A 14,275-nucleotide genomic window follows, 5' to 3' on the forward strand; every position below is an offset into this window, starting at 1 on the left:
GAGCATGGGTGCGGACGGTGCAGGAGCGGCCTCAGCTGGCCAAGGGGGCTGGCGAGCGGCTTCCGACGAAGAAAGGCGGCCAAGCCTGGGGACGATGAATGCCAGCATTCCCGTACCGAAGACGGGTTTGTGGGTACGCCGATTCCTGGCCTTTCTGGGCCCGGGCTACATGGTGTCCGTCGGCTATATGGACCCGGGGAATTGGGCGACCGACATCGCCGGCGGCTCGAAGTTCGGCTACACGCTGCTGAGCGTGATCCTCTTGTCGAACCTGATGGCTATCGTGCTGCAGGCTCTGGCGGCGCGGCTTGGCATCGTCACCGGCCGCGATCTCGCCCAGGCCTGCCGCGACCATTATTCCCGCCCGGTGAATCTGATGCTCTGGTTCGCCTGCGAACTGGCGATCATCGCTTGCGACCTGGCCGAGGTCATCGGCACGGCCATTGCCCTCAATCTCCTGTTCGGCATCCCCCTGGTCTATGGCGCCATCATCACGGCCGTCGACGTCTTCCTGGTGCTCATGCTGATGCAGCGCGGCTTCAGGACGCTGGAAGCCTTCGTCATCGCGTTGCTGATCGTGATCTTCGGCTGCTTCATCGTCCAGATCGTCCTCGCGGCTCCGGCGATCCACGATATCGTCGGCGGGTTCCTGCCGCAGGCCAAGATCGTCACCAACCCCGAGGCCCTCTACATCGCCATCGGCATCATCGGTGCCACCGTGATGCCGCACAACCTCTACCTGCACTCATCGATCGTGCAGACCCGCGCCTATGAGCGCACGGATGAGGGCAAGCGCTCGGCCATTCGGTGGGCCGTGACCGACAGCACCATCGCGCTGATGCTCGCCCTGTTCGTGAACGCCGCCATCCTGATCACGGCTGCGACCGTATTCCATCAGAATGGCCGGACGGATGTCGAGGAGATCGAGCAGGCCTATCAATTGCTGTCGCCGATGCTTGGTGTCGGCATCGCCTCCACGCTGCTGGCCGTCGCCCTGCTGGCCTCCGGCGTCAACTCGACGGTAACGGCCACGCTCGCCGGGCAGATCGTGATGGAGGGCTTCCTCCACCTGCGCATCCCGGATTGGGCGCGCCGGCTGATCACGCGCGGCATCGCCATCGTGCCGGTGGTCGCCGTCACGGCGCTCTACGGCGACCAGGGCACCAACAAGCTGCTGGTGCTCAGCCAGGTGATCTTGTCCATGCAGTTGCCCTTCGCGATCATTCCGCTGGTTCGCTTCGTTTCGGACAGGCGCAAGATGGGAGCCTTCGTCACGCCGATCTGGCTGACGGTCCTGTCCTGGGTGATCGCTGGTGTGATCCTGGTGCTGGATATCAAGCTGCTGGTCGACACCTTCACCGGGGCTTGAACTCAGAGACAGGCGCGAGGCCTGCCGCAATCGTCCCTACAGCGTTGGACCCGATCTCGAAATCGGCTCCGACGCTGTAATTGTTTCCGCTATAGCGTTTTGCGATTAGACGGAGTCACCAAGAATCGCAAAGACGCGTCAGAACAATGAGCTAGAGCAAATAAGCGTTCACGCTTGAACGCGCTTTGCTCTAAGACCCGCTATGCCACCGAGGACGACAGATCAATTGGCATGAACCAAGGCGAGGCGGGCAAGGCGCTCGGCTGAATCCTGAGAGCCTGCCTTCGCTGCAGCCTCGTAGAACGCCTTTGCCTGGGCCGCATTCGCCTGAGAAGGATCCTTGACGATGGCCGGGTCATAGGTCTCGGCCAAGGCGAACAAGGCCCGCGGATCAGACCCGCTGCGATAGGATTCGAGAGCTTCCCTCGCGCCGATCACGTCACCTCCCGCCAACAATTCACGCGCCGTTTGCACCGCCTGATCGACCTCGTCCACGGTAATGGCAATGGTGCTGACGCTGCGCGTCGCGTCCGGTGAGGCAGGGGCGGCTGCGGAGGCCGGCGGCGGAGGCGCGACACTCTGTGCCGGCGCTGCAGCCGGAGGCGGAGCCGGTGGGGGCGCAGCGGCAACCTTCGTTTCGGGCGACGTCGAGGCCGGCGGCGCAATCATGCTGCCCAAGGATTGCAGCTTTTCCGGATTGGCCCAGAAATAGGCGCCGACCGCGGCAATGCCGGCGGCAAGCAGCACGGAGGCGATGAGGGCCGGCGGAACCTTGATCCTTGCCAAGCTTCGCCGGAAAAACCGCGTCTCATTGGCATTGGCCGCCGGATTGACGCCGAAGCGCGTGGTTTTTCGCGCCGGCGCCGGGCGGGGCGGGGCCGATCTTTCGTCCTGGACCGTAGGAGCTGCGGGCGTCGCGGAGGCCTCGGCATGAGCCATGGCCGAGCTGCTGCCACTTCGCTGGTCCAGATCCTGCGGTGGCCCGGCCGTCGCGCTCACCGTCGACATGCGCGGCCGCTCGCGGGAAGGCGGGCCGCGGAATTCGAAGATTTCATCGGTCTCGGAAGCCGGCCGCTCGGGGGCCGGCGTGTCGAGCGAGGCCGCACGCGGCATTTTCGGCGGCTCGGCCTGTGCCTTCTTCTCCGCCTCGGGGGCGATTTCTATGAAAAGCGCTTCACCAAAATCAAAGCCGCTGTCGTCAGCGTTGTCCTCGACGACCGGCGCGAGATCCGCCTGTGGGGCAGCGAACGGGGAAGAGGGTTCGGGTGCTTGGACGGGTTTCGCTTCGGCTTCGGCAGGCGGCACCTCGGCGGGGCGCGGTGCAGCCTCCGTCGGCGGCGACGCCAGCGCAACCAGGCGATCGAGGGAAGGGGAAGAAGCCTTGACGTCGCTCTGGCTCGACTCGGCCGGCTTGGCTTCCGGCAATTTGGCCTCGGCCGGCTCAGCAATCGCCTTTGCCTCGGCGGGACCGGCCTCATTGGCCGGTTTGGGCACGATCAGGCGCGGATCTCGAGCAGGCGGGGATACACCACGCTGCGCCGCGGCAGCGGCCTGCTTTTCTTTCAAAGCCTCGGCAGCCAAGCGCGCATTTTCCATATGGCGCTGAAATGCTTCGCGAACAGCGGCCGCGAGAGCCTCGTCTTTCTTCAGGGGTTCAGCCATATCGTTCCCACCCAAACGCTACACGGGCACCCACTGTGACGTGAAAAAAGGCTATCCAGCCGCGAGAGCGGAAAAGATAGCGTCCGGAGGAGTGCCTGCGCAAACAAATTCTTTAACCATTTGTTAACGAAGAAGCAGCCCGGTCCATCGGGCCACCCTGAAAAGTTGACGAATATGGTTACGACGCCTCGCCGCAGCCGAGCAAGGCCCGTTTCGAAGTGCTACGATGCCGCAATGCGACAAGAAGGTGCGGCAGGGTGCGGGAATATTCGGGTTCGGTGCTTTACGCCATGACGCTTTTCGAGGATTGCTGTGTCGTCCTCGGGCCAGGCTGTGTCGGGCTTAGGCCGTTTTAGAGGACTGCGTGTGTCGTCGGAAGGAGCGCCATGCCCTTCCGGCCCGTGATTGGAGCGTCGCAGCCGACCTGTAACACCAGCATCGGCCCCGGGCGCCCAGGAGGAATTTCGTGTCCGTTCAAAATCAGTCCCAACGAGTCACCGCCCCTCAGATTCGCCTGCGCAAGGGAGGAGAACCGATCGTGGTCCTCACCTCCTATCACACCCATACCACGCGCATCATCGATCCCTTCGTCGACTGCATCCTGGTCGGCGACAGTCTGGGCATGGTCATGCACGGCATGGAAACCACCCTGCCGGTGACGCTGGAGATGATGATCCTGCAAGGCAGGGCGGTGATGCGTGGCTCCTCGCATGCCCTGGTGGTGGTCGACATGCCGTTCGGCTCCTATGAGGAATCGCCGCAGCAGGCCTTCCGTAACGCGGCGCGCATTCTGAAGGAAACCCGCTGCGGTGCCATCAAGCTCGAAGGCGGCGAACGCATGGCCGAGACCATCCGCTTTCTCACCGAGCGCGGCGTGCCCGTGATGGCCCATGTCGGTCTGACGCCGCAATCGATTATGGCGCTCGGTTCCTTCAAGGCCCAGGGGCGCGAGGAGACCGATTGGGCTCCGATTGAGCGCGATGCCAAACTGGTTGCCGAAGCCGGCGCCTTCGCCGTGGTGCTCGAAGCGATCGCCGAGCCTCTCGCCGCCAAGATTTCGGCCAGCATCCCGATCCCGACCATCGGCATCGGGGCCTCGCCGGCCTGCGACGGACAGGTGTTGGTGCTGGAGGACATGCTGGGCCTGTCCGACCGGGTGCCGAAATTCGTCAAGCGCTTCGGCTCGCTCGGCGACCAGATCCGCGAAGCCGTCCAGGGCTATGCCGATGCGGTGCGTGACCGCAGCTTCCCGGCCGCCGAACACACCTATGGCATGAAGAAGAAATAGGGTGAAGCTCCGGGCAAGCGCAGGGTCATTTTCCGGAAGCGCTGCCCATCACAATATCACCAGGCCCCCGTGCCGCGAACGAGCCTTACTGGAAGGCCACTTCGTTGAAGCTCCGCAGCTTGCGCGAATGCAGTTGGCGCTTGTCCGTCTCGCGCAGCAGCGCCATGGTCTCCAGTCCGACGGCCAGATGTTGGGAGACCCGTTCACGATAGAAGGAATCCGCCATGCCCGGCAGTTTCAGCTGGCCATGAAGCGGCTTGTCGGAAACGCATAGAAGCGTGCCATAGGGGACGCGGAAGCGGAAACCATTGGCCGCGACGGTGCTCGATTCCATGTCGAGGGCGATCGCGCGGCTCTGGATGAAGGGCAGATTCTGCACCGTCGAGGGACGCAGTTCCCAGTTGCGGTCGTCGACGGTGGCGACGGTGCCGGTCCGCATCACCCGCTTGAGGTCATAGCCGGTCAAACCCGTGACCCGCCCGACGGCGCGTTCGATCGCGATCTGGATTTCGGCAAGGGCCGGCACGGGCACTTCGCGCGGCAGATCCGCGTCCAGCACCTGGTCCTGGCGCAGATAGGCGTGGGCGAGCACATAGTCCCCCAGCATCTGCGAATTGCGCAGGCCCGCGCAATGGCCCAGCATCAGCCAGGCATGCGGCCTGAGCACAGCGACATGGTCGGAGATGTTCTTGGCGTTGGACGGGCCGACGCCGATATTGATCATGGTGATACCGGAATCATCCGCACGCTTGAGATGATAGGCCGGCATCTGGGGCAGGCGCGGAGGATGATGGCCCGTCACGTCGAGTTGCTGGGTCTCTTCTCCCAGTTCGGTGACGACATTGCCCGGCTCGACGAAGGCTGTATAGCCGGAGCCCAGCGAACCGCCTTCGCCCTTGGCCAGAATGGCCTGCGCCAGCCGCACGAATTCGTCGATATAGAACTGGTAGTTGGTGAAGATCACGAAATTCTGGAAATGCCGCGCCGAGGTGCCCGTATAGTGCTTCAGGCGCATCAGCGAGAGGTCGATACGCGGCGCGGTGAACAGCGCAAGAGGCTTGGCCCCGTCCGCCGCGCGCACATCGATGCCGTTGGCGATGCGGTCGTCCATGATGGTGAGATCGGGCACATCGAAGATCTGCGGCAGCAGGGCAAGGCGCCCGTAGTCGAGGCCGCTTTCGGCATGATAATCCTCGCCGAGGGCGAAATGGATCGGGATCGGCGTCGAGCTCTCGCCCACCTCGACGTCGACACCCGTATTGCGCAGCAGCAGCGCAATCTGTTCCTCCAGGTAGCGGCTGAAGATGTCCGGCCGTGTCAGCGTCGTTGCATAGGTACCGGTATCGGCCACGAATCCGAACGGGGTGCGCGCATCGAGCGTGGGCAGGCTCTCGGTATTGACGCTGACATAAGGATAATAGGCGCGAACGCGATGGTCGAAGTCCTTGCCACGGGTGAAAGCCGTGAAGGCTTCCCGCAGGCGGGCGGTGTTCGCGTCATAAAGCTGCGTGATCGCCGCTACGGCCGCTCTCGCATTGTCGAAGCGGCGGGGCTTAGTGGTCATTCCAATTCCGAAGCCGCGATGCGGCTCTCCCTTTTCAACCTTCTAGTTCAGCCCAAGTGACATCGCAACGACATGACATCGCGTCACCGATGAAATTTCCAACGGCGACATGGACTGCAAAGGATTTGGCGCTATAGGGCATGACCATCGATCGGAGACCGCCCATGTTCGCCAGCTATGTGTTCGCCAGGCATCTGCTTGCCATCGCTACGGTGGCTTTCCTGCTGCTGCCCGGCCCCGCATCGGCACAGGAGGATGAGGGCGCGCGTAAGGCGCAGGTCCTCCAGCAGGCTGTCGAGGCGATGCAGAAGGTGCTGCAGCCGGGCCCCGCCGTGACGGCCCTGGGCGATCGAGCGACCCTGAAGGTTCCGCAGGGCGCCGGTTTCGTGCGCCAGCCGGAAGCGGGCGTCTGGGCCTCCGCCTCCGGCTATCCCGGCGATCCCAACCTCGTCGGCATGCTGGTGCCGACGAGCGAACAGAATTGGGTCGTCTTCATCGATTATCGCTCCGGCGTGCGCTTCGACGATGACGAGGCCCGCAATTGGAACGCCGAGGATCTGCTGGCACGCCTCAAGGCGGCCACGGAAGAAGGCAATCCCGCCCGTGAAAAGCGCGGCGAGCCCCAACTCGAGGTTCGCGACTGGCTGGTCAGGCCACGTTATGACGAAGGGCAGCATACGCTGATCTGGGGCGCGAATACCCCCGAAAAGGGCGGGGAAGCCGATGAAGGCACGGGCAATATCCACGGCTATGTGCTCGGCAATGAGGGCTATTTCGAGCTGACTCTGGTCTCACCGGCCGCCGAGGTGGCCTCCCACGTGCCGATCGCGCAATCCCTCGTCGCGGGCCTGCAGTTCACCGCCGGCCATCGCTACCAGGATGCGGTGAACGGACAGGCCGAAGTGCGTCCCGTCACGAGCCTGATAACCCCCACCTCGCCCGACCTTCGCGCCACGGTGTTGGCCTATCTCAAGGCGAACTGGCTGTGGCTATTGGCCGTGCTCCTGGTACTGGCCATCCTCGCCGGCAGCGCGTTGCGAGCCCTGCGGCGATGAAAACCGCTGGAATACCGAGATTTAATCTCGGTTTGGGCGGCCAAGAGCGCTGTTTGCTTGACGGCAAGGGGCCGCTCCTCTACGCCGAAATCACATCTCGCGCCAGCGCGAACCAAAGCGTTTTGCGATCGGGCAGAATCGCCAGGAATCGCAAGGACGCGTCCAACCAAAGAAACAGGGCAAGGGGCGTTCTTGCTACAGCGCGCTTTGCTCTAGAGGATACGAGCCGGGTCTATGACCGATATCTTCCAGGAAGTCAGTGAGGACATGCGCCGCGAAAAGGCGCAGAAACTCTGGGCGAAATACGGCAACTACGTTCTCGGCGGCGCTCTCGCCGTGGTCATCGGCGTGTCCGGCTATGTCGCCTATCAGCACTACCTGAAGCAGCAGGCCGAAGCGACCGGCGCGCGTTTCCAGCAAGCGATTGCCCTGGCCCAGAGCGGCAAGACCAAGGAAGCCGCGGCCGCGCTCAGCACGCTGATGAAGGACGGCACCGCCGGCTATCAGACCCTTGCCCGTTTCCGCCTCGCGGCTGAGACCGCCAACGACAAGATCGAGGACGGCATCAAGGCCTATGAGGCTCTGGCCGCCGATTCTTCGCTCGGTCCGGTGCTGCAGAGCCTTGCCAAGATACGCGGCGGCTATCTCATGGTCGACACCGCCTCCTATGCGGATCTCGCCGGCAAGATCGAGCCGCTGACTGCGGCGGGCGAGCCCTGGCGTCATTCGGCGCGGGAAGTGCTCGGCCTTTCGGCCTGGAAAGCCAAGGATCTCGCCAATGCCTCCAAATGGTATCAGGCCGTGATCACCGACAAGGATGTGCCGCCGGCGCTGCGTCAGCGGGCCGAACTGATGCTGCAGCTCATCGCCTCCGACCAGCCCGCCAAGGCCTGATCATGGCTGTTTCCATCGCCATCGTCGGCCGGCCCAATGTCGGCAAGTCGACCTTGTTCAATCGTCTGGTCGGCCGCAAGCTTGCCATCGTCGACGACCGCCCGGGCGTGACGCGCGATCGGCGCGAGGGTGATGCCAAGCTCGGCAGCCTCCACTTCAAGGTGATCGACACGGCCGGCCTCGAGGTTGCCGACGACGCTTCGCTCGCCGGGCGCATGCGCGCCCAGACGGAAGCGGCCATCGCCGAATGCGACCTGATCCTGTTCATGTTCGATGCCCGTGCCGGCGTGACGCCGGCCGACGAACATTTCGCGGAAGTCGCACGGCGCTCGGGCAAGCCCGTCATCGCGGTCGCCAACAAGACCGAGAGCCGCACCGGCTTCCAGGGCGCCTACGAAGCCTATGCACTTGGGCTCGGCGATCCCGTACCGATCTCGGCCGAGCATGGCGAGGGTATGGCGGATCTTGCCGAAGCGATCGTCGCCATCGCGCCGGCCACCGGTTACGAGCGGGAGGAAGAGGTCGCGGAAACCGACGCGGTCGTCAGCGGCGAGGAAGGCGAGGAAGAGGCGATCGATCTCGGCGCGGGCGTGATCCGCCCGCTGCGCATCGCCATCATCGGCCGGCCGAATGCCGGCAAGTCTACCCTGGTCAACGCCCTGATCGGCCAAGACCGCATGCTGACAGGGCCGGAGGCCGGCATCACCCGCGACACCATTTCGGTGGACTGGACCTGGCGCGACAAGCGCATCAAGCTCTTCGATACCGCCGGGATGCGCAAGAAGGCGCGCATCGAGGACAAGCTCGAAAAGCTCTCCGTTTCGGATGGCCTGCGCGCCGTGCGTTTCGCCGAGGTCGTGGTCTTGCTGCTCGACAGCGCCACGCCCTTCGAAAAGCAGGATCTGCAGATCGCCGATCTGGTGGAACGCGAGGGCAGGGCGGTCGTGATCGGTCTCAACAAATGGGATCTGGTCGAGGATCGCCACAAGGCGCTGGCCAGCGCCCGCGAGATGTTCGAGCGCCTGCTGCCGCAATTGCGCGGTGCGCCCGTGGTGACCTTGTCCGGCCTGTCGGAGCAGGGCCTGGACCGCCTGATGGAAGCCGCCTTCCGCGCCTTTACCACCTGGAACCGGCGTGTGCCGACCGCTCGCCTCAACCGCTGGCTCGGGGGCGTGCTGGAACATCATCCGCCGCCGGCCGTGTCGGGACGCCGCATCAAGATCCGCTACATGACGCAGGTGAAGACCCGCCCGCCGCACTTCGCCATCTTCGGCAACCAGCTCGACGCTCTGCCCGACAGCTTCCAGCGCTATCTGGTCAATGGCCTGCGCGAGACCTTCGACATGCCCGGCGTGCCGATCCGGCTCAGCCTGCGGTCGCCGAAAAATCCATTCGACCGGAAAAAGTAAGTTTCCAGGGACGGGCGCGCTCGCTGGCGGACGTCAACCTTGCGGGAGAGGTCACATTAAACGCGGAGTGTCGATCTCCGGATCGACCATCTTGAAGCTTGACCGATCAAGCACCGTCATTGCGAGCGCAGCGAAGCAATCCAGGGTCCGAAAACGCGGCCGCCATGGGTCCTGGATTGCTTCGCTGCGCTCGCAATGACGTATGCATCAAATATCGCGATCGTTGGTGTTATTCCGGCGCCCGGAAGCTGAGGAAGCGCGCCTGCCGCATCTCGTAGACCTGCCCGGTTTCCGTCAGATCCGGGCTTGCGAGCTTCAGGATCGAGGGCGCGATGCTGGAGGGATGCGGCAGGGTATCGGCATCTTCACCTGGCATTGCCGCCGCGCGCATATGGGTACGGACGGGGCCGGGCGAGAAGAGGTTGGCCCGGATGGGTGAATTCACCGTCTCGGCCGCATAGGTCGCCACCATGGAGTTGAGGGCCGCCTTGGTGGCCGCATAGAGCCCCCAATAGGCCGTCGATTTCCAGGCCGCGCCCGAGGTGATGAAGATCGCGCGTCCGGCATCGGATTTGCGCAGGAGGGGATCGAAGGAGCGGATCAGGCGCCAATTGGCGGTGACGTTCACCGCAAATACATTGTCCCAATCCTTGGGCTCGATGTGGCCGAGGGGAGAGATCGCGCCGAGGGCACCGGCATTACCGATCAGGATATCGAGCTTGCCATAGCGCTCGAACAGCGTGTAGCCGAGCCGATCGATGCCGTCGCCGTCCTTGATGTCGAGAGGAACCAGGGTCGCCGCGCCGCCCTTCTCGCGGATTTCATCGTCGAGATCCTCGAGCGCGCCGACGGTACGCGCCACGGCGATGACATGCGCCCCCGCCTCGGCCAGGGCCACGGCCGTGGCACGGCCGATGCCGCGCGATGCGCCGGTGACGAGCGCCAGGCGGCCTTTGAGAAGATCGGACATCGGAAAACTCACAGGATAGAAAAGGCTGCTGTGTCCCACCCCGGACCGGGGTGGGGACGCGTCAGCTCGCTTCGGCGAGCAGGGAGAACTGCTGCTTGGCGCCTTCGCCGACCACGTCGGTCAGGAAGGTCGGATAGTCGCCGGTGAAGCAATGATCGGTGAATTGAGGGCGCACGGGGTCGCGCTGGTCGTAGCCGCATGCCTTGTAGACGCCGTCGACCGACAGGAAGGCCAGTGAGTCCGCACCCATATAGGCACGCATCGCTTCGAGGTCCATCCGCGCCGCCAGCAGGTTTTCCCTGTCGGGCGTGTCGATGCCGTAATAGTCGGGGTGGGTGATCGGCGGGCTGGAAATGCGGAAATGCACTTCCTTGGCTCCGGCATCGCGCATCATGCGCACGATCTTCACCGAGGTGGTGCCGCGCACGATGGAATCGTCGATCAGCACGACCCGCTTGCCTTCGATGACCGAACGATTGGCGCTGTGCTTCATGCGCACGCCCATTTCGCGGATGGCCTGGGTCGGCTGGATGAAGGTGCGTCCGACATAATGGTTGCGGATGATGCCGAGCTCATAGGGCAGGCCGGCGGCCTGGGCATAGCCGATCGCCGCGGGGACGCCGGAATCCGGCACCGGCACCACCACGTCGGCCTCGATGCCGGCTTCGGCGGCAAGCTGCGCGCCAAAGCTCTTGCGCACGGCATAGACACTGCGGCCGTGAACGATCGAATCCGGGCGGGCGAAATAGATATATTCGAAGATGCAGGGGCGGGGCGGCACCCGCGGGAAGGGCTTCAACGATTCTACGCCGTCCTTGGTGATGACGACGACCTCGCCATTCTCGATGTCGCGTACGAAGCGGGCCCCGATGATGTCGAGGGCGCAGGTCTCCGAAGCAAGGATGTAGCAGCCATCGAGTTCGCCCAGCACCAGGGGGCGAATCCCGAGCGGATCGCGAGCACCGACCAGCATGTGGTTGGTCAGACCGACAAAGGCATAGGCTCCCTCGATCTGGAACAGGGCGTCGATGAAGCGATCGATGAACTTTTCCCGCGTCGAGCGCGCGACCAGATGCAGGATCACCTCGCTGTCCGAGGTAGCCTGGAAGATCGAGCCGCGAGCGATCAATTCACGCCGCAGCGTCAGTCCATTGGTGAGATTGCCGTTATGGGCGACGGCGAAGCCGCCGCCCTCGAGTTCCGCGAACAGGGGCTGCACATTGCGCAGGATAGTGCCGCCCGTGGTCGAATAGCGGGTGTGGCCGATGGCCTGGGAGCCGGGCAAGCGCTCGATGACCTCGCGCCTGGAGAAGGTGTCGCCGACCAGCCCGAGCCGCCTTTCCGAATTGTAGCGAGCGCCATCGAAGGTGACGATGCCGCAGGCTTCCTGCCCGCGATGCTGCAAGGCATGGAGACCAAGAGTGGTGATGGCCGCGGCCTCGCTGTGTCCGAAGATGCCGAACACACCGCATTCCTCACGCAGGCGGTCGGCGTCGAGATCCAGATCGTCGTTGTCACGGGCCATGGCGCTCACTTGGATTTCTTCTCCAAAAAGGGGTGAGCGGCCCGAAACCAGGTTTCGCCGCTCCGTTCGACACTGAGATAATACCACTGATCGACTTTTCCAGCATGCCTGCGTGGAAGTTTACTGTGGCAATGCAATCGCCTCATTGCGCGGGCGCCGCCGGAGCCGGGGTTGCCGGCTGGGTCTGCGGCGCGGTGGGCGCACCGGCAGCATCCGGATCGGGCTCCTGCGTATTGGTGTTGGTGTCCGCGCCAGGTCCGATGACCTCATTGGCCCGCAGCTGCTTGAGGATCACGTTCTCGGGATCGCTGGGCAGCAGGGTGAGGATCCAGTCACGACCGGACACCAGGAGCTGACGTGATTTGGCATCCTGCACCCAGGCAGGCTCGGACTTGGGCGGCACCAGATAGCTGAAGAAGATGAAGGCAACGATGGCGAGCAGCAGGCCGCGGGCCGCACCGAACAGAAACCCGAACGTCCGATCGATGGCCCCGATGCGGCTGTCCAGGATCATGTCGGAGATGCGGATCGTGATGAAGGAGGCGATCAGGAGAACGAGCAGGAAGATGCCGGCGCCCGTGGTGATCCGCGCCAGCGTATCGTTCTTGATATAAGGCGTGACCAGCGGCAGCACCCGGGAGAACAGCAACAAGGTCGCCACGGCAGCGGCAGCCCAGGCCGCGATGGCCAGAACTTCGCGGGTAAAGCCACGCACCATTGCGAGAAGGGCCGAAATCAGCATGACGCCGATGACGATCAGATCCAGCAGCGTTACGGGCATTGGCGGTCTATCCTGATTTGCGAGCAGTGTTTCCCGGCGAGGCCGATGCGTGGCCTTGCCGGGAAATACTGCAAATACCTGACATCTCGCGGGTTCCTCTTGATCGCGCTGCGGGCGCGATCAAGAGGAACCCGCGTAGGCGGCGCGACAGGCAGAGCCGCGCGCCTTTCTATAACGAGGGTTCGATACGGCGTCACCCATTTGCTGCAGCGCAATCGGCGGAAATGCCCGCTTCATGGCGAAACTTTGGTGGATTTCCGCCTTTGGCTCTCTCCAGAGGCGGCAATATCCGCAACAAGTGTCGCAAGTGAGGCAACGCCGTTCACCCGCATGCCGCTATCCGAACCCGACTCATTGCCGGGCACGGGACAGACGGCGCGATGGAAACCGAGCTTGGCCGCTTCCTTCAGGCGCGGCCCCATATGAGCCACCGGCCGAACCGATCCCGACAGCGAAATTTCGCCGAAATACACGGCATCCGCAGGCAGGGGCGCGCCCGTGAGAGAGGAGATCAGGGCCGCCGCCACGGCAAGATCGGCCGCCGGTTCCTGGATGCGCAGGCCGCCGGCCACGTTGAGATAGACATCATGCCCGCCCAGCTTGACGCCGCAATGGGCCTCGAGCACTGCAAGCACCATGGACAGGCGGCTGGAGTCCCACCCCACCACCGCCCGCCGTGGCGTGCCGAGGCTCGTCGGCGCCACCAGGGCCTGCATCTCGACCAGGAGCGGCCTCGTACCCTCCATGCCACCGAACACGGCCGTGCCCGGCGACCCGAGATCGCGCTCCGACAGGAACAGGGCGGAGGGGTTGGTAACTTCGCGCAGGCCGAGCCCGGTCATTTCGAACACGCCGATCTCGTCTGTCGGGCCGAAGCGGTTCTTCACGCCGCGCAGGATGCGGAAATCACGCCCGCCATCCCCCTCGAACGACAGCACGGCATCGACCATATGCTCGACGACGCGCGGGCCGGCGATCTGCCCGTCCTTGGTGACATGGCCGACGAGGATGACGGTGCTGCCGGAACGTTTGGCGTAACGGATCAGGGCCTGCGCCGAGCCGCGCACCTGCGTGACGGTGCCGGGCGCCGATTCGACCGTGTCTGTCCACATGGTCTGGATTGAATCGATGACCACCAGACGCGGCGGCGGACCGTGTTCGAAGGTCGCCAGGATATCCTCGACCGAGGTTTCGGAAGCCAGTTCCACCGGCGCGCTCGCCAGCCCCAGCCGCTCGGCCCGCAGGCGCACCTGCGCCGCCGCTTCTTCGCCTGAAATATAGATGACCCTGGCGTTGCGGTTGGCGAGCGCGGCGCAGGCCTGGATCAGAAGGGTGGATTTGCCGATGCCGGGGTCGCCGCCCAGCAGAAGGACGGAGCCCCGTACGAAGCCTCCGCCGGTGACCCGGTCGAGTTCACCGATCCCCGAGACGAGACGCGGCGCTTCGTCGGTCGATCCCGTCAGGCTTTCGAGTGCAAAGACGCGCCCCCGTCCCCTTGGACGCTGCGAGGCGGGAACGGCGGCGATGGCGCTGGTTTCCTCGGCGATCGAGTTCCACTCGCCGCACGCATCGCATTTGCCCTGCCAGCGATTATAGGCGGCACCGCAATTCTGGCAGACATAGGAGGGGCTTCGTTTGGCCATGACGCCCTTCTAGAGCGCTTTCCAGAAAAGGTGATAGGCTTTTCGATCAAGAAAACGCGTCAAAACAAAAAGTTAGAGACAAAGTGCGATTCGGAGAAATCCTACTTGCTCCAGC

At 64.0% G+C, this 14,275-nt stretch carries 11 protein-coding genes; 5 read left to right on the plus strand and 6 right to left on the minus strand.

The window, feature by feature from the left end; all coding sequences use genetic code 11:
• The first annotated feature begins 4 nt into the window (after positions 1–4).
• Positions 5–1,369: an Nramp family divalent metal transporter gene (locus C5L14_RS16425; protein WP_105863097.1), complete on the plus strand. Its 1,365-nt coding sequence runs from the start codon at positions 5–7 to the stop codon at positions 1,367–1,369.
• A gap of 222 nt (positions 1,370–1,591) precedes the next feature.
• On the opposite strand, the gene C5L14_RS16430 is transcribed toward C5L14_RS16425, so the two are convergent.
• Positions 1,592–3,031, minus strand: a complete 1,440-nt coding sequence (locus C5L14_RS16430) for a hypothetical protein (RefSeq protein ID WP_105863098.1) — start codon at positions 3,029–3,031, stop codon at positions 1,592–1,594.
• Positions 3,032–3,497: 466 nt separating this feature from the next.
• On the opposite strand from C5L14_RS16430, the gene panB reads away from it, so the two are divergent.
• Positions 3,498–4,319: a 3-methyl-2-oxobutanoate hydroxymethyltransferase gene (gene panB, locus C5L14_RS16435; RefSeq protein WP_105863099.1), complete on the plus strand. Its 822-nt coding sequence runs from the start codon at positions 3,498–3,500 to the stop codon at positions 4,317–4,319.
• A gap of 85 nt (positions 4,320–4,404) precedes the next feature.
• Here panB and C5L14_RS16440 read toward each other — a convergent pair whose 3' ends face one another.
• On the minus strand, positions 4,405–5,883 hold the full coding sequence (locus C5L14_RS16440) for an AMP nucleosidase (protein WP_105863100.1): 1,479 nt from the start codon (positions 5,881–5,883) through the stop codon (positions 4,405–4,407).
• 164 nt (positions 5,884–6,047) lie between these two features.
• Here C5L14_RS16440 and C5L14_RS16445 point away from each other — a divergent pair, with 164 nt between their 5' ends.
• From C5L14_RS16445 to der, 3 genes are all read left to right on the plus strand, one after another.
• On the plus strand, positions 6,048–6,938 hold the full coding sequence (locus C5L14_RS16445; RefSeq protein ID WP_181161200.1) for a DUF2167 domain-containing protein: 891 nt from the start codon (positions 6,048–6,050) through the stop codon (positions 6,936–6,938).
• 234 nt (positions 6,939–7,172) lie between these two features.
• Positions 7,173–7,832 carry a tetratricopeptide repeat protein gene (locus tag C5L14_RS16450; RefSeq protein WP_105863102.1) on the plus strand — a complete coding sequence of 220 codons (660 nt, stop codon included), beginning with the start codon at positions 7,173–7,175 and terminating at the stop codon, positions 7,830–7,832.
• Positions 7,833–7,834: 2 nt separating this feature from the next.
• Positions 7,835–9,241, plus strand: a complete 1,407-nt coding sequence (der, locus tag C5L14_RS16455; RefSeq protein WP_181161201.1) for a ribosome biogenesis GTPase Der — start codon at positions 7,835–7,837, stop codon at positions 9,239–9,241.
• A 229-nt stretch (positions 9,242–9,470) separates the two neighbouring features.
• On the opposite strand, the gene C5L14_RS16460 is transcribed toward der, so the two are convergent.
• The 4 genes from C5L14_RS16460 to radA all read right to left on the minus strand — a co-directional run bounded on the left by C5L14_RS16460 (position 9,471) and on the right by radA (position 14,160).
• Positions 9,471–10,211, minus strand: coding sequence for an SDR family NAD(P)-dependent oxidoreductase (locus tag C5L14_RS16460; RefSeq protein WP_105863103.1), 741 nt, complete (start codon positions 10,209–10,211; stop codon positions 9,471–9,473).
• 61 nt (positions 10,212–10,272) lie between these two features.
• Positions 10,273–11,736: an amidophosphoribosyltransferase gene (gene purF, locus C5L14_RS16465; RefSeq protein WP_105863104.1), complete on the minus strand. Its 1,464-nt coding sequence runs from the start codon at positions 11,734–11,736 to the stop codon at positions 10,273–10,275.
• Positions 11,737–11,878: 142 nt separating this feature from the next.
• The gene (locus tag C5L14_RS16470) at positions 11,879–12,517 is read right to left on the minus strand and encodes a CvpA family protein (protein WP_105863105.1); all 639 of its coding nucleotides are present in this window, start codon (positions 12,515–12,517) and stop codon (positions 11,879–11,881) included.
• A gap of 233 nt (positions 12,518–12,750) precedes the next feature.
• Positions 12,751–14,160, minus strand: coding sequence for a DNA repair protein RadA (gene radA / locus C5L14_RS16475; protein ID WP_105863106.1), 1,410 nt, complete (start codon positions 14,158–14,160; stop codon positions 12,751–12,753).
• Positions 14,161–14,275: the final 115 nt, after the last annotated feature.

It is taken from the genome of Labrys okinawensis (assembly GCF_002982075.1).
Taxonomy (GTDB): Bacteria; Pseudomonadota; Alphaproteobacteria; order Rhizobiales; family Labraceae; genus Labrys; species Labrys okinawensis_A.

Bases quoted from the DNA above. Each gene is read 5' to 3' on its own strand.
- C5L14_RS16450 (WP_105863102.1), top strand. From the start codon at position 7,173: ATGACCGATATCTTCCAGGAAGTCAGTGAGGACATGCGCCGCGAAAAG.
- C5L14_RS16425 (WP_105863097.1), top strand. From the start codon at position 5: ATGGGTGCGGACGGTGCAGGAGCGGCCTCAGCTGGCCAAGGGGGCTGG.
- C5L14_RS16445 (WP_181161200.1), top strand. From the start codon at position 6,048: ATGTTCGCCAGCTATGTGTTCGCCAGGCATCTGCTTGCCATCGCTACG.
- radA (WP_105863106.1), bottom strand. From the start codon at position 14,160: ATGGCCAAACGAAGCCCCTCCTATGTCTGCCAGAATTGCGGTGCCGCC.
- der (WP_181161201.1), top strand. From the start codon at position 7,835: ATGGCTGTTTCCATCGCCATCGTCGGCCGGCCCAATGTCGGCAAGTCG.
- purF (WP_105863104.1), bottom strand. From the start codon at position 11,736: ATGGCCCGTGACAACGACGATCTGGATCTCGACGCCGACCGCCTGCGT.
- C5L14_RS16470 (WP_105863105.1), bottom strand. From the start codon at position 12,517: ATGCCCGTAACGCTGCTGGATCTGATCGTCATCGGCGTCATGCTGATT.
- C5L14_RS16440 (WP_105863100.1), bottom strand. From the start codon at position 5,883: ATGACCACTAAGCCCCGCCGCTTCGACAATGCGAGAGCGGCCGTAGCG.
- C5L14_RS16460 (WP_105863103.1), bottom strand. From the start codon at position 10,211: ATGTCCGATCTTCTCAAAGGCCGCCTGGCGCTCGTCACCGGCGCATCG.
- C5L14_RS16430 (WP_105863098.1), bottom strand. From the start codon at position 3,031: ATGGCTGAACCCCTGAAGAAAGACGAGGCTCTCGCGGCCGCTGTTCGC.